The following is a 21,035-nucleotide window of genomic DNA, read 5'->3' as shown; positions in this document are numbered from 1 at the left end:
CGGCTCCCTCATCTCGATTCACCCGGTTGCCCAGTCATCCTACAACTGCTACGCGGGAAGGCTCGGCGGGCAGGGCGTCACCCCGCCCACCGAGCTCCTCCGATTCGCTACCCGCGCAGCCGCTTGGCGCGCCGCGCCCGCCGCTGGACCGACTCGGCCTTGAGTGTGGAGACGTCCCTGCGGACCTCGGTCATGTCCTCACCGAGATCGCAGAGCCGCTCGCTCATGGCACAGATGACCCGCCCGTGCGCGTCGAGCCGCCGGTCCATGCCGTCCAGCCGAGCGGAGACCCTGGCCATCCACGGCGCCAGCTCGCGCAGCGTGGAACCGACATCCGCCAGACACGCCTCGACGGCGTCGAGGCGGCCGCCGATCGGCCCGGCCAGCATCCGCTCGGTGAGGATCCGTTCGAGCGGGAGCTGCTCCGTCCCGGCTTCCGGTCCGCTCCTAGCCGACTCCTCGGCATCGAGGAGATAGGTGCGTACCCGCCTGGCGGTATCGCTGTCCCGCAGCAACATCGCGACGTTGAGCACCGCCCGGCGAGGGTAGAGGGTGAGGTGGGCGCGGCCCTGTGGATAACTCGAATTTGAAAGGTCCAAGTTGGACCTTTCAAAGACTTGCAGGTCAGCGCCTCGAAGGATGTGCATCCCGTTGTTGTGGAACTCCTCCCGGTGCCGTTTGGCCAGACTCTTGACGGCTTCTTCCCCAACCTCGAAGTACTCCGCCACCATGCGTGTGGTGATATGCAGCCCATCCGGCAGCATGGTCAGGATCTTGACCTTGTCGAGGACATCCGTCCGTTCGATGACGCTGTCGCGCAGCGCGCGCGACTCCAGTAGTGCGATCTCAGGTGGCATAGGTGTGCCTTCCGGTCTGAAGTTCGGGTGATGGTCGCGCCCCACCAGCCAGGGGCTAGGCCGCCCGTATCCAGGGACCAGGAGCGGAGGCTGCCAACCTCTTCCGGACCCAACCGCCGTGACATCGCTGCCCGTCGATCCGTCGCCCGGCCGAGGCTCCAACTCGCGTTGCCTCCGCGCATAACGCGTAGATGGAAGAACGATCCGATCGCGTAAGGGTTACTCGCACCGCGTGCGTTGACGGACGTCGGCCTCACACAGCGAAGGGGCGTGCGCCATCGGGCGCCCGCCCCCTGTGACTCGCCGTCCTCCACCGCTCAGGCGTGGACCGGCTCCGCCGGGGATTGCTCGGGGGCCGGCTTCGGGGGTGCTCCGCCGGGGCCGCCGCGGACGACGGCGAGGACCAGCAGGCCCGCCGCCAGGGCCGCGATGCCGGAGATCAGGCAGATGCGGTCGAGTCCGGCCGCGAACGACTCGTGGACGAGTGTGCGCGCCGCGTCCGCGTGGGCCGGGGGCGCGGTGGCGATGACGGCGTCGGCGTGGCCGCCGCTGATGGCCTCGGCGGCCTGTCCGGCCGCCCGGGCCGGGACGGTGCCACTGTCGTCGACCATGTCCCGCACCCGCGTCGCGAACACCGTGCCCAGGACGGCGATCCCCAGGGCGTAGCCCAGCTGCCGGAAGGTGTTCACCGCGCCGCTGGCCATGCCCGCCCGCTCCGGCGGGGCCGAGCCGAGGGCCGCCGAGACCAGCACCGGCATGGCCAGGCCGATCCCCAGACCGGCCAGCGCCAGGCCCGGGACGAAGGCCGTCCAGTCCGCGTCCGGGGTCACCATCGCGGCGTTGACCAGCGCGCCCGCGCCCACCAGCAGCAGTCCGCCGCCGAGCGACCGCCCGGGGGCGACCCGGTCCAGCAGCCGTCCGCCCGCCGCGCCGACGACCAGCGAGACGCCCGCCATCGGCGTCACCGCGAGCCCCGCCTGCACCGGGCTCATCCCCAGTACCGTCTGCAGCCACAGCCCGGCGTAGGTGAGGTACGGGAAGGCCCCCGCCTGTAGCAGCAGGGCCGCGGCCATCAGCACCGCGAACGTCGGGCGGCGCAACAGCCCCAGGTCCAGCAGCGGCTGCCGCTTTCCGCGCTCCACCACGGCGAAGGCGAGCAGTGCGATCGCGGCCGTCACCAGCGCGGCGACCGTGCCGGTGTCGGCCCAGCCTTCCTCACCGCCGCGCATCAGCCCATACGTCAGCGCCCCGGCGCACACCGTGAACGAGGCGGCGCCCGGCCAGTCGATCCGCACGCCCGGCGCGCCGCGCGACTCATCGATGGAACGGACCGTGATCCACACCGCGATCGCCGTCAGTGGCAGATTGACCAGGAAGATCGCCCGCCAGTCGACGTACTCGGTGAGCACCCCGCCCAGCACGGGGCCGATCGCCGCGGCCGCCCCGCTCGTACCGCCCCATACCCCGAAGGCGATACCGCGGTCGCGTCCGGAGTATGTCGCCATCAGCAGCGGGGTGTTGGTGGCGAACATGGCCGCCGCTCCCGCGCCCTGGACGGCGCGGGCCGCGATCAGCACCCCGGCGTCCGGTGCCAGACCGCAGACCAGGGAGGAGACCGCGAACACCGCGAGGCCGACGAGATACAGCCGCCGCCGTCCGAAGAGGTCCGCCGCCGAACCGGCCACCATCAGCAGCGCGGCCAGCGCCAGCGCGTAGATGTCCATCACCCACTGGAGGGAGGTGAAGGAAGCGTCCAGTCCCCGCGCCACCTGGGGCAGCGCGGTGTTCACAATCGTGACGTCTATCAACAGCATGAAATTGCCGAGCGTGATGGCGGCGAGCGGCCACCATGATCTGCGCATGACTGACTCCGGGATTCGGAACGTGCCGACAAGGGGACGCGAGGGCCGATCCCGATGACGGTCCGGCGGTCCCCGCGGCTCTTACGGTCGTCCTGACCGGTCCGCTCCTCCAGCCGGCACCGCTCCGGTGGCGATATCCGACGTCCGCTAGCTTTGTGCGGTGGAATCCGACGCGTACGACGACCTGGACCGGGCGCTGGTGCATGCCCTTCAGCTCGACGGCCGGGCCCCCTTCAGCCGGCTCGCCGAGGTGCTGGGCGTCTCCGACCAGACCGTGGCCCGACGCTACACCCGGCTGCGGACGACGGGAGCGATCCGGGTGCTGGGGCTCACCGACCCGGCGGCGGTCGGCGATGTGGTCTGGCTGGTGCGGGTACGGTGCCTGCCGGACGCCGCGCTGCCGGTGGCCGAGGCGATGGCCCGGCGCACCGACACCTCCTGGGTGCATGTGCTCTCCGACGGCACCGAGGTCGCCGCGTCGACACGGGCGGCGTCCGGCCTGGACAGTGACGCCCTGCTGCTGCGCAAACTCCCGCAGACGCCCCGGGTGGTGGGGGTGAGTGCGCACTGCGTGCTGCATGAGTTCTACGGCGGCGAGCAGGGCCTGGTCAACAAGACCGATGCGCTGACGGCCGAGCAGATCGGGCGGCTGCGCCCGCCCGCCGCGGACCGGTCGAAGCGGCCGCGCGGGCCGGTGGGCGCCGAGGACCGCAAGCTGCTGGACGTCCTCGCGCGGGACGGCCGGGCACCGCTGGCCGAACTGGCCGCCGCCACCGGCTGGTCACAGTCGACGGTACGCCGCCGGCTGGCCGATCTGCGCGCCGACGGCACCCTGTACTTCGATGTCGACTACACCCACCGGATGTTCCATCAGGGCGTCACCACCACGATGTGGCTGTCGGTAAGGCCGTCGGATCTGGCCGCCACCGGGCAGACACTCGCGGACCACCCCGAGGTGGCGTTCGCATGTGCAACCACCGGGACGAAGAATCTGATGGCGACCGTGGTCTGCGCCGATGTCCCGGCCCTCTACACCTATCTGACGACCCGCATCGCCGAACTGCCCTCCGTGCTGGACATGGAGACCTCTCCGATCCTCCGACGGGTCAAGGGTCCGGGGCCGCTGCTCACCCCTCCCTCCCGGGTGCCCCGGCGCGCCTCCTGAACGACCCGCGCAGCGGCGGCAGTTGGAGGAAAGTCCGAAACTCTGCCGGTCGAACTCTGTTCATCTCTACGTCGGTGTAGATCTTGACGGTTGTCAGGGACCTGCCCAACTCTTGGCGTGCGCTGAATCACACCGCGCCGCCCCCTGCGCCACAAGCCTTTGAGGGGGCGTCAGGAGTAAAAAAACGGGAGGAACCCGAATGCGTCGCCTCGTCACGAGTCTCGCGGCCACCGCGGTCACCGCGGCCACCGCCATCGCCCTGGCCGCACCCGCCCAGGCGGCCCCCGCGGACAAGCCGCAGGTCCTCGCCAGCTGGACCCAGACCAGCGCCAGCAGCTACAACGCCTGGGTCGCGGCGCGGAACAACCAGGGTGCCTGGGCCGCCTACGGGTTCGACTGGTCCACCGACTACTGCAGCAGCTCCCCCGACAACCCCTTCGGCTTCCCCTTCCAGACCGCCTGCGCGCGGCATGACTTCGGCTACCGCAACCACAAGGCGATGGGCATCTTCGACGCCAACAAGGCGCGCATCGACAGCGCCTTCTACGAGGACCTCAAGCGGGTGTGCAGCGCCTACAGCGGTGCCACCAAGACGTCGTGCGACGGTACGGCGTGGACCTACTACCAGGCGGTCAAGGTCTTCGGCTGACCCGTCCTGGACCGGGCTCCCTCTGCGGCGGCCGAGGGGGCCCGATCACCGCTGCCGGGCCCGGATGCCGGGCGGTCCGCCGAGGCGGCCGCGCCGGCATCCGGCCGGTTCACCGGCGCGCTGCCGTCACTGGCGCGCTGCCGTCACTGGCGCGCTGCCGTCACTGGCGCGCTGCCGTCACTGGCGCGCTGCAGGAAAGAGCCGCTCCAGCACCACGGCGATGCCGTCCTCCGTGTTGGAGGCGGTGATCTCGTCGGCGATGGCCTTGAGATCCCGGTGCGCGTTCGCCATCGCGACCCCGTGCTTCGCCCAGCCGAACATCGGGATGTCATTGGGCATATCGCCGAACGCGATCGCGTCGCCGGCGGTCATCCCCAGCCGGCGCGCGGCCATCGAGAGGCCCGTGGCCTTCGTCAGCCCCAGCGGCAGCAGCTCCACCAGCCCGGTACCGGCCATCGTGACCCCGACCAGGCCCCCGGCGGCCGTCCGGGCGGCGTCCGCGAGCGCGTCGTCGCCCAGCTCGGGGTGCTGGACGTAGAGCTTGCTGATGGGCTGCGACCACAGCTCGGCCGGGTCCGTGAACGGCACCAGGGGCATCCCCTCGTGGTCCATCCGGTAGCCCTCGCCGAACAGCACCGCACCGTCCAGCCCGTCGCGGGCCGCGGCCAGCGACAGCGGGCCGATCTCCGCCTCGATCTTCTCCAGCGCCAGCAGGGCCACCTGGCGGTCCAGCGTGACGGAGGTCAGCAGCCGGTGCTCACCCGCGTGGTAGAGCTGGGCGCCCTGACCGCACACCGCGAGCCCCTGGTAGCCGAGGTCGTCGAGTATGTGCCGAGCCACCGGGACGGTCCGCCCGGTGACCACGATGTGCGCGGCGCCCGCCGTGGTGGCCGCGGCGAGCGCGTCACGGGTCCGCGCCGAGACGGTGTGGTCGGGGCGCAGCAGTGTGCCGTCGAGATCGGTCGCGACCAGTCGATAGGGGAGTTCGTCCGTCGGTCCGGCGAGCTCGTCCGTCGGTCCGGCGTTCGTCACCGTGCGACCGGTTCCAGCACCTCGCGTCCGCCCAGGAACGGCCGCAGCGCCTCGGGCACCCGCACCGAGCCGTCGGCCTGCTGGTGGTTCTCGAGGATCGCGACGATGGTCCGGGTGACCGCGCACAGCGTGCCGTTGAGCGTGGCCAGCGGACGGACCTTCTTGCCCTCGCGCATCCGGATCGACAGCCGCCGCGACTGGAACTCGGTGGTGTTGGAGGTCGAGGTCAGCTCGCGGTACTTGCCCTGCGTCGGGATCCATGCCTCGCAGTCGAACTTCCGCGTCGCCGACGAGCCGAGGTCACCCGAGGCCAGGTCGACCACCCGGAACGGCAGCTCAAGGGAGGTCAGCCACTGCTTCTCCCAGTCCAGCAGTCGCTGGTGCTCGGCCTCGGCGTCCTCCGGGGTCGTGTAGACGTACATCTCGACCTTGTCGAACTGGTGCACCCGGAAGATCCCCCGGGTGTCCTTGCCGTACGACCCGGCCTCACGGCGGAAGCAGGAGGAGAACCCGGCGTAGCGCCGCGGGAGTGCGTCCGCCTCCAGGATCTCGTCCATGTGGTACGCGGCCAGCGGGACCTCGGAGGTGCCGACCAGGTAGAGGTCGTCCTTGTCGAGGTGGTAGACGTCCTCGGCGGCCTGGCCGAGGAAGCCGGTGCCCTCCATGGCCTTCGGCTTGACCAGCGCCGGGGTGAGCACCGGGGTGAAGCCCGCCGCGGTGGCCTGTGCCATCGCCGCGTTCACCAGTGCGAACTCCAGGAGAGCGCCGATGCCCGTCAGGTAGTAGAAGCGGGAGCCGGAGACTTTGGCGCCGCGCTCGGTGTCGATCGCGCCGAGCAGCTCGCCGAGCTCCAGATGGTCCTTGGGCGCGAAGCCCTCGGCGTCGAAGTCGCGCGGGGTGCCGATCGTCTCCAGGACGGTGAAGTCGTCCTCGCCGCCGACCGGGACCGCGGGGTGGACGAGATTGCCCAGCTGGAGCAGGAGCTGCTGGGTCTCCTCCGCGGCCGCGTCCTGCTCGGCGTCGGCCGCCTTGACGGCGGCGGACAGCTCGCCCGCCTTCTTCAGCAGCTCGGCCTTCTCGTCACCGGAAGCCTTGGGGATGAGCTTGCCGAGCGCCTTCTGCTCGGCGCGCAGCTCGTCGAAGCGGACACTGGAGGACCTGCGCCGCTCGTCGGCGGTCAGGAGGGCGTCGACGAGGCCGACGTCCTCTCCACGGGCGCGCTGGGAGGCGCGCACACGATCGGGGTCCTCACGGAGCAGGCGAAGGTCAATCACCCCACCAGGTTACCGGTGTGACCTCGGGTACTCGACGCGATATTCCTTTGCGCCCCGTTTTGCCCCCTTTTGGGGCTGTGGGTAAACCGGGGAATTCCTGTGACGGCCGCCGTCAAGGAATGCCTGCTCATTCCCCGAAAAGGGGCAAAGGGGCGGCGTCGAGTCGACCTTCTTCCCTTGTGCACAGGGTGAGTTGGGGACCGGTTGTCCACAGGGGTGGGGGGAATCCCGAAGTTATCCACAGGCTGTGTGTGAGATCTGTGGATGTCGCGGTGATCGCTTAGGCCCCCTATGTGCTCGGCGATGGATTCCCCTGTCGAACCGCGTTCACACACTCCACAAGAGAGGAATCCCTCACTCCAAAGAGTTGGTCGAGGGAATTGGGGTGACAAGTGAGCAATATTCGGTGATGGGGGCGTATGCGGTGAATGTCGCGATCTGGCCGTCTCGCCGGATTGGTGATGTCGACTTATCCCCAGCGTGCCGCATCAGCCTGTGGATAACTTTTCCGCAGCGATTCCGTCGATCCCCAGCACCGGGGGTGCCCCGGCGCACGCTCGCTACGGTCGGCCGCTACGCGCGGGCGCGGCTCAGGCCCGGCCGTCCTGGCAGCGGGCCAGCCACTCCGCCGCCTCCGTGAACGCCTCGTCCGAGGTCCCGTGCCGCAGCTCCGCCAGGTCCTCCGCCGTCACACCCGCCCGGGGATACGAGCCCAGGAACCGCACCTTCGGGCAGATCCGCTTCAGTCCCATCAGGGCCGAGCCCACCCGCCGGTCGGTGATGTGCCCCTCACAGTCCACCGAGAAGCAGTAGCGGCCGATGCCCTCGCCGGTCGGGCGCGATTCGATCCGCATCAGGTTGACCCCGCGGGCGGAGAACTCCTGCAGCAGCTCCAGCAGCGCGCCCGGGTGGTCGTCCCCGAGCCAGATCACCACGGACGTCTTGTCCGCGCCCGTCCGGGCGGCGGGCCGGGCGGGGCGGCCGGCCAGGACGAAGCGGGTCATCGCGTTCTGTGCGTCGTGGATGTCGGTGACCAGCGGCTCAAGACCGTACCTGGACGCCGCGAACTCGCCCGCGAACGCCGCGTCGTACCGCCCCTCCTCCACCAGCCGCGCGCCGTCCGCGTTCGAGGCGGCCGACTCCCACAGGGCGTCCGGGAGGTTCGCCGCCAGCCAGTTGCGGACCTGGGGCTGGGCGACCGGATGCCCGGTCACCGTCTTGATGTCCGCGAGCGCGGTGCCCGGCCGTACCAGCAGCGCGAAGCTGATCGACAGCAGCACCTCGCGGTAGATCATCAGCGGTTCGCCGGTCGCCAGCTCGTCGAGGGTCGCGGTCACCCCGCCCTCGACCGAGTTCTCGATGGGGACCAGCGCGGCCGCCGCGGCACCGGAGCGCACCGCGTCGAGCGCCACCGGCACCGAGACCATCGGCACCAGCTCCCGGGTGGCGGCCTCCGGCATGGACCGCAGGGCGGCCTCCGTGAAGGTGCCCTCGGGGCCGAGGTAGGCATAGTGGCTGGCCGACATCACGGTCGCTCCCTGTGATCAGACGAGACCGCCACGATACTCGCGTCCCCGAAGTCGGCGGATTCGCCGGTCACCTCTTGGACACGGGTGACCGGAGGCTCGTCCCCGTCTCCTATCCCTCCAAGAGTGCCTGACCCACGTACTCTCCCGGGGCGCAGCCCGGGGGCACCGCGAACAGCGCGCTGGCCTCGTGCCGCAGGAACCGCGACAGATCGTCGCCCAGGTCGAGCTTCCGCTGCACCGGGACGAAACCCTTCATCGGATCCGCCTGCCAGGCGATGAAGAGCAGCCCGGCGTCCGGCGCCCCGTCGTCGCGGAAGCCGTCGTGGTACGAGAAGGGCCTGCGCAGCATGGCGGCGCCCTGGTTGGACGCGGGCGCCGCGACCCGCACATGGGCGGCGCCCGCGATGGCCAGCGCACCGTCCGGGTTGACCTTGTCGAGCCGGACCGGGGTGGTCTCCGTGCCGCCGGACAGCGGGGCGCCGTCGGACTTGCGGCGGCCGACCACCTTCTCCTGCCGCTCCAGGGAGAGGTGGTCCCAGGTGTCCAGCAGCATCCGGATGCGCCGGACGACCGCGTAGGAACCGCCCGCCATCCACGCGGGCTCACCCTTCTCCGGTACGAAGATCCGCCGTTCGAAGTCGTCGTCGGCCGGCTTGGGGTTGTTGGTGCCGTCGATCTGTCCCATGAGGTTGCGGGTGGTCATGGGGCGGTCGGTGGCGCCGGGGGTGCGGTTGAAGCCGCTCATCTGCCAGCGCAGCCGGGCCGTGCCCGCCGCCTCGCGCTGCAGCGCGCGCAGCGCGTGGAAGCCGACCAGCGCGTCATCGGCGCCGATCTGGATCCACAGATCGCCGTTGCTGCGCTTGGGGTCGAGCTCGTCCGAGACGAAGTCGGGGAGCGGAGCGAGCGCCTCCGGCAGCTGGTCGTCGAGTCCCGCCTTGCCGAAGAAGGTCCGCCCGAAGCCGAAGGTGACCGTGAGGGACGAGGGACCGGCGTCGAGCGCGATCCCCGTGTCGTCCGGTGGCGCCTCGCCCGCCATCAGCTCCTGGGCCGTTCGCGACCAGCGGCGCAGCAGTGCGGCGGCCGCCTTACGGTTCGCACCGGGCGCCAGGTCGAAGGCGAGGAGATGGCCATGGGCCTGAAGGGGGGTGGTGATGCCCGCCTGGCGCCTGCCGTGGAAGGGCACGGCGGTGGCGCCCAGGGAGCTGAGGGGTTCGGGTGCCTCCCGCGTCGCCTCGGACGCGTAGGCTCCGGCGGCTCCGCCGGCGACCAGTCCGGCCGCGCCGGCGGCGCCCGCCGAGCCCAGCAGACGCCGCCGGGAGATGCCGGACGAGGGTGCTTGCTCTGTCGTCATTGAGCGACTTTCACGTTCCTGGTCTCCGTCACCTGGTCGATGTCGGAGGTTCGTACGGTCAGGGAGAGCTGCCAGGTGCCGGCCATGGGAAGCTGGACGGTCTTGGCGCTCCAGTGCCCGGTCGAGAGGCGCTCCAGCGGGATGCGCAGCGGCCCGATCCCCTTCGACTTGAGCGTCAGCGACAGCTTGACCTCGGGGACGTCCACGGGACGGTCCGCCAGGTCGGTGGTGAAGACATGCAGCGCGTTGTCACCCGGCAGAGCGGGTTCGATCATGACAACGGCCTTGCCGCGGCCGCTCTTGGGACCCGTGTTATAGGGGACCAGCACGCTCACCGGGTCGACGTTCAGCTGGCCGCCGGGCTTCGTGGCCGGGGCGCTCGCCTGCTCGGTTTCGGCGCGGCCGGGCTGGGTGCCGCTCAGCACGGTGGCCACCGCCAGCAGCACGACGGCCACGATGGTCTCGGCGATCACCGACCGGCGCAGACCGCTGCGCTCGCGGTCGGCGTCGCGCTCCCGCAGCGTGGCGGTCTTGTCCTTGGCGGCCCGCTGACGGGCGAGCTGGGCGGCGCGTTCGGGATCGTCGTCGGCGGCGGTATCGGTGCCGTCACCGGGCCCGTCACCGGACTCGGTCTCGGCGTCGGCAGGGGCATCGACCGCCGCGTCGGCCGCGCCGGTACGGACCGGCCGCGCGGCCTTCACCGCGGCCTTGGCCTCGGACTTGATCCCGGCCTCCGCCGTGACATCCACGTCCGAGGCCGCCGGAGCCGCCTCCGACGCGCTCTCCGCCTCCGCGTCCGTCTCCTCCGCCGTGGCATCCGTAAGGCGGCCGGTCCAGCGTCGCGAGATGGCCGCGATGCCCAGGAGCACCGCCACCAGGCCCACCTTGACCAGCAGCCATCGCCCGTACTCGGTGTCGGTCAGCGCGCCCCAGGAGCCCACCTGCCGCCACGACTGGTACAGCCCGGTGACCACCAGGGCGACGACCGAGCCGAAGGCCAGCCGCGAGAAGCGGCGCACGGCCGCCCGGCCGATCGGCTCACCCGCCCGGAGCGTCACCGCGAGCGAGGCCAGGCCGCCCAGCCACACCCCGACCGCGATCAGATGGATTATGTCCACCGGCATGGCCAGCTGCCGCTGGAGGCCGACCGAGGCGTGCTCGGCCATCGCCCAGGTCGCGGAGAGGCCCACCGCCATCACCGTGCCGCCGAAGCCCAGCCCGAAGGCGAGGTCCTGGCGGCGCCGCGCGTCCGCCTCGCGCTCCCCGGTGCGACGGGTGTACGAGCCGAAGAGGACGGCCAGGAAGACCGCCGCCGCGCCGAGCAGCAGCAGCCGGGACAGCAGCGCCGCGCCCGGCTTGGTGGACAGCACATCGCCCAGCCTGCCGAGGTCGAGGATCCCGCCGATCCCCTCGCCGTCGGTGTACGGCCCGCGCAGCAGCAACAGCAGCAGACTGGCCGTGAAGACCGTCACCCAGCCGCCCACGGCGATCTTCCGCACCGGGCGGGAGGACCGGCAGAACCCGGCGAACACACAGCCGCCCACCAGGGCCGCGAAACCGCCGTAGGCGGCGTACCGGCCGATTCCGTAGAGCGTGCTGACGGTGCTGTCGGACGCTTCGCCCGTGGGTACCTTCGCCGTGGTCTTGGACGGGGCGCCGATGGAGAAGGTGAACGCGCCGCTCACCGGGTGGCTGTCCTCCGAGACCGCCTTCCACGCCACCGTGTAGGTGCCGTCTGGAAGCCCGGAGTGCAGCCCGGCGGCGGCGGTCGACGACTTGCCGCCGGCATGGGCGGTCTTCCCGGTGTCCACGCGCTTGCCCTTGGGGTCGAGCACGCGCACCGAGTCGCCGGAGAGCAGCACGCCCTCCGAGAAGTTCAGCGTGACCTCCCTGGGCGCGGTCTTCACCACCGAGCCGTCGGCGGGGTCGGTCGAGGTGAGCGCGGCATGCGCGGACGCGGAGCTCGCGCCGACGCTCAGCGCGCACAGCAGCGCGGCGAGCAGGGTGCCGCAGATCGCCATCAGCCGCCGGGCGGTCGCGGTGGTCCGGGAGGGGGCCGCGGTGGGCCCGGCGGGGGCCAGGGAGGTCAGCGAGGGCATCGGGTGTCAGTCCTTGGGGCGGTACGTCGTCGGCTCGACCGGGACTTTGATCTCGATGGGGGCGGATGTGGCGAAGTGAAGGGTGAAGCTGACCTTCTCACCGACCTTCGGCCGGTGGGAGAGGTTTGTCAGCATCAGATGATCTCCGCCGCTGGACAGCTCGACCCGGTCGTTCGCCGGGACATCGAGCGAGCTCACCTGCTTCATCCGGGTGCCCTTGGTGGTGTGCAGGGTGACCTCGGAGGCGAGTGGGGTGGTGACGGACGTCAGCTCGTCGGCGCCGCCACCGGCGTTCCGTACGGTCAGATAGCCCGCCGCCATGTCGGTCATGGGCGGCTGGGAGACGTAGGCGCCGCTCACGGACAGCTCGGGGTCGCCCCCGTCCTTCCCGCCGCCGCCGTCGCCGCCCGAGCAGGCGGCGAGCGTGGCGGACAGACCGAGGGCGAGGACGGCGGCGGCCGCCTTACGGAGGCCAGGAATGCCGGGAGCTGCCGCCGTCACGGGTTCCGTCCCTCGATGATCTTCGGCAGGTCCTTGGCGTAACGATCCGCCGTGGCCTCCGTGGTGTAGATCCAGTGGCCCTTGTCGTCCTTGGGCGAGAAGCCGATCACCTCGGCGCCGTGGCTGACGGTGATGCTGCCGTCCTTCTCCTTCTTCGGCTTCTCGATGAAGATGCCCAGCGGCCGCGCGGCGGCCTCGATGGTGTTGAAGTCGCCGGTCAGGCCGACGAAGTCGGTGCCGCCCTGGGCGTCCAGCCAGGAACGCATCCGCTTGGGGGTGTCCCGGGCCGGGTCGGTGCTGACGAAGACGACGCGCAGCTTCTCCCGCTCGGCCTTGGGGAGCTTCTTCACGGCGAGGCCGACGTTGCTCATGGTCAGCGGGCAGACGTCCGGGCAGTGGGTGTAGCCGAAGAAGAGCAGGGTGGGTCGGCCCTTGGTCTCCTTGAGCAGGTCGTACTTCTTGCCGTCGGTGTCGGTGAGGGCGAGGTCCGGCTTGGCCTTCGCCTGGTCGAGGACGATGGCCTGCCCCGACCTCTGGCCGCCCTTGACCTCGGCGGCGGCCGCGTTGTCGCCCTTGCCGCCGCTGTCCGAGCCGCCGCAGGCGCTGAGGGTGAGCGCGGCGGTGGCGACGATGGCGGTGGCCAGGATTTTGGTGCGCATGGAGCTGTTCTCCAAAGAGAGAAGTGGTTCGGTGGCGCGCGGGGGCGGCGGACACGAGGGTCCGCCGCCTCCGCCGGGATCACGCGGTCGGTTCAGGACCGGAGGTCACCGGCGGTACCCGCGTACGGTCGGGTGGTCGGCGGTCAGGCGGAGCGGCGGCGGCTGGCGACCACGCCGTAGGCGACACCGGCGGCGCCGATGACGATGCCCACGATGCCCAGCACCCGGGCCGTGGTGTCGCTGCTGTCCTTGTCGTCGGAGGTGTCGGCCGAGGCGGAGTTCTCGGCGCCGGCCTTCTCGGAGCCGCTGTCCTTGCCCTGTCCGGAGGCCGCGGCGGCGTCATGGCCGTCCGAGCCCTCGGCCGGGGCGACCAGCTTGAGCACCGGCGCCGGGTTCTCCGGTTCGGCGGCGCCCTCCTTGGGCTCCTCGATCCAGCGCACGACCTCCTTGTTGTCGTACGTCTGGAGCGCTTTGAAGGCGAGCTGGTCGGCGTCGTCGGGCAGCTGGCCGACCGACAGCGGGAACTGCTGGAACATCCCCGGCTCGATCTTGCCGCCGGACCAGGTGACCTTGGTGACCGCCTCGTTGATCTTCTCGCCGTGCATCTCCATGGGCTTGGGGAGCTTGGACTTGGTGACCTTGACGTCCCAGCCGGGCACCGGCTGGGGCATCACCGAGGCGAGCGGATGGTCGGCGGGCAGGGTCACCTCGAGCTTGACGGTGGAGGCGTCGTCGCGCTCGTTCGGCACCTTGAAGTCGATGGTGCTGTAGCCGCCCTTCTCGGCCTGGCCGGGCTGCACGCTGACGTGCGCGAAGGCGGGGCCCGCGGTGAGCAGCACCAGGCCGCCCGCGGTGAGGGCTCCGATGACCGGCAGACGGCGCAGACGCATGGCGTTCATGTCAACACTCCAGGGACAGGAATGATCAGATGGGTGGGCGCGCGTGCGGCGACGTCGCGGCCACCCTCCGGTCCCGCTGGAGGAGCGTCGCGTCGGTCAGGCCGCGAGGTCGCAGGCCGGCGGTCCCCGCCTGATCACGCTGTGCTGGAGGGCGAGGGCCGTCGTCCCGCCCTCGTCCCGATCGGCCGTGCGCGGACGGCACGGCCCGCCGTAAGGCGCCCCGGACGGGGCCAGGAGCACCCGTACCAACTTCAGGGCGGCGCGCAGCGCCCGTACGAGCGCGGCCTCCGCGACCCCGCGCGCCCCGTCCACCGACAGCCGCACCGCCCGCCATACGGCCATCTCGCCCCGGCGCAGCAGCCAGCCGATGGCGAGCGCGGCGAGCAGATGGCCCAGGGCCATGGGCAGCGACGGCAGCAGGCCCGCTATCCCGGCCGCCTGCTCCGCCGGGGCGGCGGACGACGGCATGGCGTGCGGGCTGTGCGCGGCGGACGGGTCGATGCCCGCGTGCGCGACGATCCGATGGGCCGTGGCGGCGTCGAGCCGTCCGGGGCCCGACGCGCACAGCAGCCTGGCGGCCAGGCCGATGACATGACCCTGGGCGGCGTCGGCCCGCTGGGCGGCCTCCTCGGCCGCCGTCGCCCGGTGCTGCCCGAGCGCGAAGAGCGCGTGCAGCGCGAGCTGCCCGGTGGCCAGCAGGGCCGCTATTCCGGGCAGCGACCGCTCCCGCCCGGCCAGCGACAGCGCCACCGTGAACATCGCCGCGCAGCCCACGCCCACCGTCCACAGCGGCACGGTCGCGCACGAGGCCAGGACGTGCCCCGCCGCGGACAGCACGACACAGACCGCGGTGAACACCGCGGCCCGCAGCATTCGCAGATCGGCGCCGGCACGGGCGACAGGGGAAGCCATGGCGGCGCCATCATCCCACTGGGTGGGCGCATTCCCTACGGCGGGTGGGGCGTACCGGCGCACACCGGGACAGGCCCATACACCGGTTCGCGCATCGAGCGCGTCCGCCGAATGAGCGGAGTCACGTTGATAAGACGCTTACGGACCATGGACCCAGGCAATACGTAACGGTATGTCGAGCCGCGGCCGGGAGGCTGGAGCATGAGCATCTGGTGGTCACTCCATTTGCCCCGCGAGGCGGCGAGCGTTCCGCTCGCACGACGACTGCTCCTCGGCACCATGGAGACGGCCGGAGTCGATCCGGAGATCTCCTACGATCTGTCGGTCGCCCTCTCCGAGGCGTGTGCGAACGCGGTGGAGCACGGGGGTCGCGACGGCACGGGCGGGGATTACCGAGTCACGGCCTATATCGACGGCGACACCTGCCGTATCGAGGTCACCGACTCCGGCCCCGGCTTCGCCGGACGCGGCGCCGTCCGCCGCGAGGGCCGCACTCGCAACGAGCGGCGTCCGGCGGGCGCGCCGAGACCGCAGCAGCCGCGCAGTCCGGCTCCGCCACAGGCGGAGCACGGGCGGGGGCTTTTTCTCATCGAGGCTCTCACCGACCATGTCCGCTACCGGGACCGTCCGGGGCGCGGCGGGGTGGTGGTGAGCTTCGACAAGATCCTCAAGTGGCGTGAAGGGGCGCTGCTGAGGGCGTCGTAGCCGTGTCGTAGCCCTTCAATGACCTCACGGACCTCAGGAACCTCGAAGGGACGTCAGAAGGTCCAGGAAAGCTCAGGACGTCAGGTGGCCGTCTGATCGGTCTGGTCGGGCTGTTCGGCCTCCTCGGGCGGCAGGGCACGGCACAGCGCGTCCAGCGCTCCCGCGAAGGAGTGCTCGGGCGGGGTCGCGTAGCCCACCACGAGCCCGTCGGGGTGGGGTGTGGCGGCGTCCGGGTGGCGGTAGCCGCCGAGGCCGTCGAGCGCCAGCCCTTGCCAGGCGGCGGCGCGCAGGGCGGACCGCTCGGTGCCGGGCGGTAGCTCCAGCACCGCGTGCAGGCCGGCCGCGATGCCCGAAACGCGGACATGGGGCGCGCGTTCGGCGAGGGTGGCGACGAGCTGATCGCGCCGGCGGCGGTAGCGATGGCGCATACGGCGCACATGGCCGTCGTATCCGCCCGATTCGATGAAGTCCGCGAGGGTCAGCTGGTCGACGACGCCGGTCCAGCCCTCGCGCTCCCCCTTGGCGGCCAGCACGCGGTCGACCAGTTGGTCCGGCAGCACCATCCAGCCCAGCCGCAGGGCCGGGGAGAGGCTTTTGCTGACCGAGCCGAGGTAGAGCACCCGGTCGGGGTCGAGGCCCTGGACGGCGCCCACCGGGCGGCGGTCGTAGCGGAACTCCCCGTCGTAGTCGTCCTCCAGGACCAGACCGCCGCTCTCCCGCGCCCAGGCGACGGCCGCGGCCCGCCGCTCGGGGTGCAGCGGACCGCCGGTGGGGAACTGGTGGGCGGGGGTGAGCAGGGCCGCCCGTAGGCCGTCGAGGGCGGTCAGTCCATCTGTAAGGGCGCCATCGGCGTCCAGCGGAAGCGGGATCGTGCGGATCCCGGCGGAGCTCAGAAGCGAGCGGTGGAAGGCCAGGCCGTAGGACTCGACGGCCATCCGGGGCCGCAGCAGCCGGGTGCCGCTCAGCAGCCGCAGGGCGTGCGCGAAGCCCGAGCAGACGACGATCCGGCCGGGGTCGGCACGGACGCCGCGGGCGCGGGCGAGGTAGTCGGCCAGGGCGCGGCGCAGCTCCGGGCGGCCGCGCGGATCACCGGGGCCGAACGCCTCATGCGGTGCGGCGGTCAGCGCGCGGCGGGCCGAGGCGAGCCAGGCGGTGCGGGGGAAGGCGGCGGCGTCCGGCTGGCCCTGCAGCAGGTTGTGCACCGGTCGCGGGGCGGGCCGGGGCGCGCGAGGGCCACCGCTGGCCCCGGCCGACCGCCCGCCGAGCCCCCGCCCGGGCGTGCGCCGCCGGGGCGGGGGCGGTGCGGGGCGGGGCGCCACCCGGGTCCCGGAGCCCTGGCGGGCGGTGAGCCAGCCCTCGGCGACCAGCTCGGCGTAGGCGTCGGCGACCGTGTTCCGGGCGATGCCCAGGTCGGCGGCGAGGGAGCGGTAAGGCGGCAGCCGGGTGTCCGGGGCGAGTCGGCCGTCGCGGATGGCCTCGCGCAGCGCGGCCATCAGGGCGGTCCTGCGGCTGCCCGCGCGGGTCAGCTCCAGATGGAGGTCACTGCCGAGGATCTCCGCCGAATTGACCCATGAATCCGCCATGGAAATGCACCCTACAGAGGGTCGCTTAGCGGCCTAATTTCATTCCCATGACGACTACGACAGCGACGACGGCACAGACGACGACCACAACGGCGACGGCGCGGCAGACCGGACGGGTCGACTTCGCGAAGGCCGCCCCCAAGGCGTTCAAGGCGCTGATCAGCCTGGACGCGGCCGCCCGCGAGGGCCTGGACCCGGCCCTGGTGGAGCTGGTGCAGATCCGCTCCTCCCAGCTCAACAAGTGCGCCTACTGCCTCCATATGCACACCACCGACGCCCATAAGGCGGGCGAGAGCGACGAGCGCATCGCCCTGGTGGGGGTCTGGGAGGAGGCCGGTAAGGGCGGCTTCTACACCCAGAAGGAGCAGGCCGCCCTGGCGCTCACCGAGGCGGTCACACTGCTGCCGGGCGGCGTCCCGGACGAGGTCTACGAGCGGGCCGCCCGGCACTTCGAGGAGCCGGAGCTGGCCCAGCTCATCGCCCTCATCTTCACGATCAACTCCTGGAACCGGATCGCGGTGACCACCCGCAAGGTGCCGGGACAAGGCTGAGAACGGACCGTGGGGAGCGGCGCCGCCGCTCCCCACAGGACCGCGTGATCACACGATGAGCCGCCGCCTCACGCGGTGAGGCGGGCCATCCACGCCTCGACGTCGTCGGCGGTCCGCGGCAGCGCGGCCGACAGCACGCGGTTGCCGTCCTCCGTCACCAGGATGTCGTCCTCGATCCGCACGCCGATGCCCCGGTACTCCTCGGGCACGGTCAGATCGTCGGGCTGGAAGTACAGCCCCGGCTCGACCGTCAGGCACATCCCGGGCTCCAGGGTGCCGTCCACATAGGTCTCGGTGCGGGCCACGGCGCAGTCGTGGACGTCCATGCCGAGCATGTGGCCGGTGCCGTGCAGCGTCCAGCGGCGCTGCAGTCCCAGCTCCAGCACCCGCTCCACCGGGCCCTCGACGAGGCCCCACTCGACGAGCTTGGTGGCCAGGACGTGCTGGGCGGCGTCGTGGAAGTCGCGGTACTTCGCACCCGGCCGGACCGCGGCGATGCCCGCCTCCTGTGCCTCGTACACGGCCTCGTAGATCTTGCGCTGCAGCGGGCTGTAGGTGCCGTTCACCGGCAGCGTGCGGGTCACGTCGGCGGTGTAGAGGGTGGTGGTCTCCACGCCCGCGTCCAGGAGGAGCAGATCGCCGGAGCGGACCGGGCCGTCGTTGCGCACCCAGTGCAGCGTGGTGGCGTGCGGGCCCGCGGCGCAGATGCTGCCGTAGCCGACGTCGTTGCCCTCGACCCGGGCCCGAAGGAAGAACGTTCCTTCGATATAGCGCTCGGAGGTCGCCTGCGCCTTGTCCAGCACCTTGACGACGTCCTCGAAGCCGCGGGCCGTCGAGTCGACGGCCGCCTGCAGCTGGGCGATCTCGAACTCGTCCTTGACCAGGCGCTGCTCGCTGAGGAAGACCCGCAGCTCTTCGTCGCGCTCACCGGTGACCTTGTCGGTCAGGGCGGCCTCCAGAGCGGCGTCGTGACCACGCACGATACGGACCGGGCCGGCCGCGGCCCTGAGCTCCTCGGCCAGCTCGCGGACGTCCTTGGCGGCCAGGCCCAGCCGCTTCTCGGCCTCCGTAAGGCTGAGCCGGCGGCCGACCCACAGCTCGCCCTGGCCGTCCAGCCAGAACTCGCCGTTCTCCCGGTTGGAGCGCGGCAGCAGGTACAGCGTCGCGGTGTGGCCGCCGCCCGCCTCGGGCTCCAGCACCAGCACACCGTCCTCGGTCTGGTCGCCGGTGAGGTACGCGTACTCGGTCGAGGCGCGGAAGCCGTAGTCCGTGTCGTTGGAGCGGGTGCGGAGATTGCCCGCGGGGATGACCAGGCGGTCGCCGGGGAAGCGCGCGGAGAGCGCGGCGCGGCGCCGGGCGGTGTGCGGAGCCTGCTCGACGGGCTCCAGGTCGTGCAGCTCGGTGTCCGCCCAACCGGACTGCATGTTCGCCGCAAGCTCGTCGGAAACGCCTGGGTACAGGCCGTTCTTCCGCTGCTTGATGGGCTCCTCGCCTTCCGGGTTCTCCGGGGCTTCGGGAGTGGGCTCCTCGGTCACGTCTTCCTCCTCGAACTGGACCCCACCCATCGTATGTGTGGGGGCGCGACGGCAGGGAGGGCCCGAAGCGCGGGGCGACCACGGCTCCAGCGGGTGCCGTGGCACCCCTCGAGCGTCAGTCGAACTCGCGCCTCAGTCGAAGTGGGCCACGAGCAGGACGAGGTCCTCGGTGCCGTCCTCCGAGGACCGCCCCACGGGGGCCGCCGGGCCGTCGGGGAGAACCGTACGGAGCACATGGTCGGCGAAGGCATCCGGATCGCCCCGGACGCCCTTGGGAGCGCTCGCCGCGGCCGTGTGCAGCCGGGTGAAGGCCCGGTCCATCGGCTCACCGGTGCGGTGGAGCAGCCCGTCGCTGTAGAAGAGGAGCGTCTCTCCGGACGACGGTGCGATCTCGACGCTGGGCGCCTCCCAGCACGAGAGCATCCCCAGCGGCGCGGACAGGGTGGTCTCCACGAACTCGGTGCGCCGCTCCCCGGTGAGCAGTGGCGGGCAGTGCCCGGCCCCGGCCAGCACCACCTTGCGCGTCCCGGGCTCGCAGTAGGCGAAGAGGGCGGTCGCGGAGCGGGCGGGCTCGGTGAGCCGCAGCAGCAGCTCCAGATCGGACAGGACGGCGACCGGGTCCTCGCCCTCCATCACCGCGTACGCCCGCAGCGAGGCCCGCAGACGCCCCATCGCGACCACGGCGCTCGGCCCGGAACCGGTGACTCCGCCCACCGAGAGCCCGAGCGCCCCGTCCGGCAGCGGCAGCGCGTCGTACCAGTCCCCGCCGCCGTGCGGACCGGGGTGGTGGCGAACGGCCAGACGCACCCCGGGGACCCGGGGCAGCCGGGTGGGCAGCAGCTCCTCCTGGACGGTCGCGACGGCGGCGCGGGCGCGGGAGAGCTCGAGCAGCCGGGCGATGTGCGCGGCGGCGTACTGGCAGTAAAGGCCCACGAGATGGCGCTGGCGCTCTCCGGGCTCGGCGGGCTCGTCGTACAGCCAGGCGGCTCCGCCGAGCCGCCCGGAGGGCCCGCCGGCGCCCATGGCGGCGGCGATACCGGGCGGGGCCGCGGCAGCCGGTACGGCATCGCGGCCGTGGCCGGTGCCGGGGGTGCTCGCCGTGCCGGGCGCGCCGGGGGCCGGGCGGTCGCCCGCACTCGCCGGGGAGCCGGTGCCGGAACCGTCCGCGTCGGGGGCGGGCGCGGGGATGGCGGTGAGGCCGGGCGCGGTACAGGGGGTGGTCCGGAACGGGTCCAGCGGCACCGCGTAGCTCGCGGCGAACCCGAGCCGTGCGGCCACCTCGCGGTGGCGCGGGTCGAGGTCGGCCTCGCCGGCGATATCGGGGTGGGTCACATCGGCACGCCGCTCACCACTCGGCTCGGGCAGCCCGTCGAGGAGATGACCGGCGGAGGCGGAGCCGCGCGGGATGGTCTCGATCTGGCCGAGATCGGCGTGGCCGAGGCCGAGCCCCACGGTGGTCACCGGGCCGAGTCCGTCGGCCGGTTCGAGCGCCACCAGCCCGCGCCGGGCGCCGACCAGGGCCGCGCCCGCGCGCAGCAGTTCACGCAGCGCCTCGTCGAGCGTCCCGGTCCTGACCAGCCGCTCGGTGAGCTCATGAAGGGTGGTGAGATCCGAGACCCAACTCGCGAGCCGGTCCTGGACACCGGAGTTGGCATCGGTCAGGGGCGGGGGAACGGGGTCCGGGACAGGGTCCGCAGTTTGCGTGGGCGAGGGGAGGGAAGGATCGATTCCAGCCACTTTCGGCGCGTGGGGCGAGTTCATGGCCCGCTGCCTTCACCCGCCGGGTCCGGCTCGCTCAATAGCATCGCAAACCCCCTGTCGTGCTGCGCCGCTACTGTGCCGCTACTGTCTCCAGATGTACACGGAGCGGAG

The 21,035-nt window shown here is 71.9% G+C and carries 18 protein-coding genes; 4 read left to right on the top strand and 14 right to left on the bottom strand.

Features of this window, described 5'->3' with window-relative positions; all coding sequences use genetic code 11:
- Positions 1-107 precede the first annotated feature (107 nt).
- A complete protein-coding gene (locus ACFYOY_RS04905) occupies positions 108-857 on the bottom strand; it encodes a hypothetical protein (protein WP_388584828.1) in 750 nt (249 codons plus the stop codon).
- 317 nt (positions 858-1,174) lie between these two features.
- Positions 1,175-2,719: an MFS transporter gene (locus ACFYOY_RS04900; protein WP_351883734.1), complete on the bottom strand. Its 1,545-nt coding sequence runs from the start codon at positions 2,717-2,719 to the stop codon at positions 1,175-1,177.
- Positions 2,720-2,879: 160 nt separating this feature from the next.
- Between ACFYOY_RS04900 and ACFYOY_RS04895 the strand changes: the two genes are divergently transcribed.
- Positions 2,880-3,884, top strand: coding sequence for an Lrp/AsnC family transcriptional regulator (locus tag ACFYOY_RS04895; protein ID WP_351883736.1), 1,005 nt, complete (start codon positions 2,880-2,882; stop codon positions 3,882-3,884).
- 199 nt (positions 3,885-4,083) lie between these two features.
- The gene (locus ACFYOY_RS04890) at positions 4,084-4,533 is read left to right on the top strand and encodes a phospholipase (RefSeq protein WP_351883738.1); all 450 of its coding nucleotides are present in this window, start codon (positions 4,084-4,086) and stop codon (positions 4,531-4,533) included.
- 177 nt (positions 4,534-4,710) lie between these two features.
- Here ACFYOY_RS04890 and ACFYOY_RS04885 read toward each other — a convergent pair whose 3' ends face one another.
- From ACFYOY_RS04885 to ACFYOY_RS04845, 9 genes are all read right to left on the bottom strand, one after another.
- Complete coding sequence (locus tag ACFYOY_RS04885) at positions 4,711-5,565, bottom strand: HAD family hydrolase (RefSeq protein ID WP_351883740.1); 855 nt, start codon at positions 5,563-5,565, stop codon at positions 4,711-4,713.
- Positions 5,562-6,839: a serine--tRNA ligase gene (serS, locus tag ACFYOY_RS04880; protein WP_351883742.1), complete on the bottom strand. Its 1,278-nt coding sequence runs from the start codon at positions 6,837-6,839 to the stop codon at positions 5,562-5,564. The genes ACFYOY_RS04885 and serS overlap by 4 nt, the downstream gene beginning before the upstream one ends.
- Positions 6,840-7,429: 590 nt before the next feature.
- Complete coding sequence (gene pheA, locus ACFYOY_RS04875; RefSeq protein ID WP_351883744.1) at positions 7,430-8,365, bottom strand: prephenate dehydratase; 936 nt, start codon at positions 8,363-8,365, stop codon at positions 7,430-7,432.
- A 112-nt stretch (positions 8,366-8,477) separates the two neighbouring features.
- The gene (gene efeB / locus ACFYOY_RS04870; protein ID WP_351883746.1) at positions 8,478-9,719 is read right to left on the bottom strand and encodes an iron uptake transporter deferrochelatase/peroxidase subunit; all 1,242 of its coding nucleotides are present in this window, start codon (positions 9,717-9,719) and stop codon (positions 8,478-8,480) included.
- A complete protein-coding gene (locus ACFYOY_RS04865) occupies positions 9,716-11,818 on the bottom strand; it encodes a copper resistance CopC/CopD family protein (RefSeq protein ID WP_388584822.1) in 2,103 nt (700 codons plus the stop codon). The genes efeB and ACFYOY_RS04865 overlap by 4 nt, the downstream gene beginning before the upstream one ends.
- A gap of 6 nt (positions 11,819-11,824) precedes the next feature.
- The gene (locus tag ACFYOY_RS04860; RefSeq protein ID WP_351883750.1) at positions 11,825-12,319 is read right to left on the bottom strand and encodes a copper chaperone PCu(A)C; all 495 of its coding nucleotides are present in this window, start codon (positions 12,317-12,319) and stop codon (positions 11,825-11,827) included.
- Positions 12,316-12,978 (bottom strand): SCO family protein, encoded by a 663-nt coding sequence (locus ACFYOY_RS04855; RefSeq protein ID WP_351883752.1) that lies wholly within the window; start codon positions 12,976-12,978, stop codon positions 12,316-12,318. The genes ACFYOY_RS04860 and ACFYOY_RS04855 overlap by 4 nt, the downstream gene beginning before the upstream one ends.
- Positions 12,979-13,121: 143 nt before the next feature.
- The gene (locus ACFYOY_RS04850; protein WP_388584818.1) at positions 13,122-13,877 is read right to left on the bottom strand and encodes a YcnI family protein; all 756 of its coding nucleotides are present in this window, start codon (positions 13,875-13,877) and stop codon (positions 13,122-13,124) included.
- A gap of 96 nt (positions 13,878-13,973) precedes the next feature.
- A complete protein-coding gene (locus ACFYOY_RS04845; protein ID WP_351883754.1) occupies positions 13,974-14,789 on the bottom strand; it encodes a hypothetical protein in 816 nt (271 codons plus the stop codon).
- 201 nt (positions 14,790-14,990) lie between these two features.
- Between ACFYOY_RS04845 and ACFYOY_RS04840 the strand changes: the two genes are divergently transcribed.
- Complete coding sequence (locus ACFYOY_RS04840; protein ID WP_014061889.1) at positions 14,991-15,494, top strand: ATP-binding protein; 504 nt, start codon at positions 14,991-14,993, stop codon at positions 15,492-15,494.
- 80 nt (positions 15,495-15,574) lie between these two features.
- Here ACFYOY_RS04840 and ACFYOY_RS04835 read toward each other — a convergent pair whose 3' ends face one another.
- Positions 15,575-17,077 (bottom strand): PLP-dependent aminotransferase family protein, encoded by a 1,503-nt coding sequence (locus ACFYOY_RS04835; protein ID WP_351883756.1) that lies wholly within the window; start codon positions 17,075-17,077, stop codon positions 15,575-15,577.
- A gap of 47 nt (positions 17,078-17,124) precedes the next feature.
- On the opposite strand from ACFYOY_RS04835, the gene ACFYOY_RS04830 reads away from it, so the two are divergent.
- Positions 17,125-17,628, top strand: coding sequence for a carboxymuconolactone decarboxylase family protein (locus tag ACFYOY_RS04830; protein WP_351883758.1), 504 nt, complete (start codon positions 17,125-17,127; stop codon positions 17,626-17,628).
- A gap of 68 nt (positions 17,629-17,696) precedes the next feature.
- On the opposite strand, the gene ACFYOY_RS04825 is transcribed toward ACFYOY_RS04830, so the two are convergent.
- Entirely contained in the window at positions 17,697-19,193 is a 1,497-nt protein-coding gene (locus ACFYOY_RS04825) for an aminopeptidase P family protein (RefSeq protein WP_351883760.1), read from the bottom strand.
- A 102-nt stretch (positions 19,194-19,295) separates the two neighbouring features.
- Positions 19,296-20,924 carry a PP2C family protein-serine/threonine phosphatase gene (locus tag ACFYOY_RS04820; RefSeq protein ID WP_351883762.1) on the bottom strand — a complete coding sequence of 543 codons (1,629 nt, stop codon included), beginning with the start codon at positions 20,922-20,924 and terminating at the stop codon, positions 19,296-19,298.
- Positions 20,925-21,035: the final 111 nt, after the last annotated feature.

Source organism: Streptomyces sp. NPDC007875 (assembly GCF_042868035.1).
GTDB lineage: Bacteria > Actinomycetota > Actinomycetes > Streptomycetales > Streptomycetaceae > Streptomyces > Streptomyces antimycoticus.
Note: the sequence above shows the minus strand (reverse complement) of the source record. Positions and strands in the feature narration are given on the sequence as shown.

Excerpts from the sequence above, each read along its gene's own strand:
- ACFYOY_RS04905 (WP_388584828.1), bottom strand. The coding sequence starts at position 857 with ATGCCACCTGAGATCGCACTACTGGAGTCGCGCGCGCTGCGCGACAGC.
- ACFYOY_RS04900 (WP_351883734.1), bottom strand. The coding sequence starts at position 2,719 with ATGCGCAGATCATGGTGGCCGCTCGCCGCCATCACGCTCGGCAATTTC.
- ACFYOY_RS04890 (WP_351883738.1), top strand. The coding sequence starts at position 4,084 with ATGCGTCGCCTCGTCACGAGTCTCGCGGCCACCGCGGTCACCGCGGCC.
- pheA (WP_351883744.1), bottom strand. The coding sequence starts at position 8,365 with ATGTCGGCCAGCCACTATGCCTACCTCGGCCCCGAGGGCACCTTCACG.
- efeB (WP_351883746.1), bottom strand. The coding sequence starts at position 9,719 with ATGACGACAGAGCAAGCACCCTCGTCCGGCATCTCCCGGCGGCGTCTG.
- ACFYOY_RS04865 (WP_388584822.1), bottom strand. The coding sequence starts at position 11,818 with ATGCCCTCGCTGACCTCCCTGGCCCCCGCCGGGCCCACCGCGGCCCCC.
- ACFYOY_RS04855 (WP_351883752.1), bottom strand. The coding sequence starts at position 12,978 with ATGCGCACCAAAATCCTGGCCACCGCCATCGTCGCCACCGCCGCGCTC.
- ACFYOY_RS04850 (WP_388584818.1), bottom strand. The coding sequence starts at position 13,877 with ATGAACGCCATGCGTCTGCGCCGTCTGCCGGTCATCGGAGCCCTCACC.
- ACFYOY_RS04845 (WP_351883754.1), bottom strand. The coding sequence starts at position 14,789 with ATGGCTTCCCCTGTCGCCCGTGCCGGCGCCGATCTGCGAATGCTGCGG.
- ACFYOY_RS04840 (WP_014061889.1), top strand. The coding sequence starts at position 14,991 with ATGAGCATCTGGTGGTCACTCCATTTGCCCCGCGAGGCGGCGAGCGTT.
- ACFYOY_RS04835 (WP_351883756.1), bottom strand. The coding sequence starts at position 17,077 with ATGGCGGATTCATGGGTCAATTCGGCGGAGATCCTCGGCAGTGACCTC.
- ACFYOY_RS04830 (WP_351883758.1), top strand. The coding sequence starts at position 17,125 with ATGACGACTACGACAGCGACGACGGCACAGACGACGACCACAACGGCG.
- ACFYOY_RS04825 (WP_351883760.1), bottom strand. The coding sequence starts at position 19,193 with ATGGGTGGGGTCCAGTTCGAGGAGGAAGACGTGACCGAGGAGCCCACT.
- ACFYOY_RS04820 (WP_351883762.1), bottom strand. The coding sequence starts at position 20,924 with ATGAACTCGCCCCACGCGCCGAAAGTGGCTGGAATCGATCCTTCCCTC.